This window comes from Oleiphilus sp. HI0132 (assembly GCF_001635845.1).
The window spans coordinates 1-1,138 of record NZ_LWGJ01000471.1; the positions used below are offsets into that span (position 1 = coordinate 1).

The 1,138-nt window shown below is 43.1% G+C and carries 1 protein-coding gene; it reads left to right on the forward strand.

Going from position 1 to position 1,138, the window contains the following annotated elements; all coding sequences use genetic code 11:
• Nucleotides 1-1,068, forward strand: a 1,068-nt coding sequence (locus tag A3766_RS30510; RefSeq protein WP_197479356.1) for a hypothetical protein, incomplete at its 5' end; no start/stop codon positions are given.
• Nucleotides 1,069-1,138 lie beyond the last annotated feature (70 nt).

The following is a 1,138-nucleotide window of genomic DNA, read 5'->3' on the forward strand; positions in this document are numbered from 1 at the left end:
GCTGCAAATAAAGCCTATTTATTACATAAGATTGCAGTCATCTTTGCAGATGTTTTTGAGGAAAAGTATGACGTATTTGGTGAAGAAAGCTTCTTTCCAGATAGCTCTTCAACCTTTATATATGAGCAATTCGCTGACCAATTAGCGGGTAGTTCTGCAATTGATTCAACGATGATTGCTTCGGTATTTGATGCGGTTAATCAGCAAATTATTGACACTTATAATGACAATGAAGACGATGATTCAATTTCTAACCAAATAAGCGGTGCAGAAAGAACGGCAGCTTTAACCGATGTGGCGGATATTCTTGGCTTGGTTAATGCTGCGATCCCCTCAAGTCCGAGTGACCCAGATGCGGTCGACGCTGATAGTATTCGCGCTAGAATGATCGGTGTTGAAATGGTCGTGACTCAGATGATCAATGATGAGGATTCGTCTCTAATCGACGATGCTATTGATGAAGCGCTGGATGTTGGTGGTCCGCTATATGATGCAATTGGCGACGGGACAGACGTAGATTTTAGCACCTTAGTGGGTGTCGACTTCTCTGCTGGTACAATTGACTATGATGGTGTCAGTGTCACGGGCGGCGTGACGTTTGGCGACTTAGCAGGCAAGGAATTGTTTGTTGAATACAGTGATGACGAAGATAATGTTGAAGGTGCTGCGCTCATTTTGTTTGAAGAAGATGAGAACTTAACCGGTACTGGTGAGTTGAAGCTGTGTATTCGCTATTCTGAAGACGGCGCCTTTGACGGCCAGTTTTCGGATGAAGGTAATGACGGTAGTTTAGAAACGGATGGTGCATTATTCGATGCGGGAGAATGGACCGCTATTGATGATCGTCGTCTTATCCTTAATGTATTAGGTGGTTTTGACTTTACATTGATTAGTCGTGGTCAAGATAGTAGCCGAAACATTTTTAGCCTGTCCTATACCGGAGAGTCACGTACATGGGATACGGACCAGTCGTTAGAGGATATAGCGGTTGATGGTGATTCTGCTCAGATGAATTCTCACGAAGACTGTCAAGCTCGATTAAATAACTTATCGAATGATTTGTCTTAGTCCTGAATAGGCTCTAAGAGACTTAGTTCGGTTTAAGTATTTGAGCTGAACTGAAGGGAAAAGAAAAGCC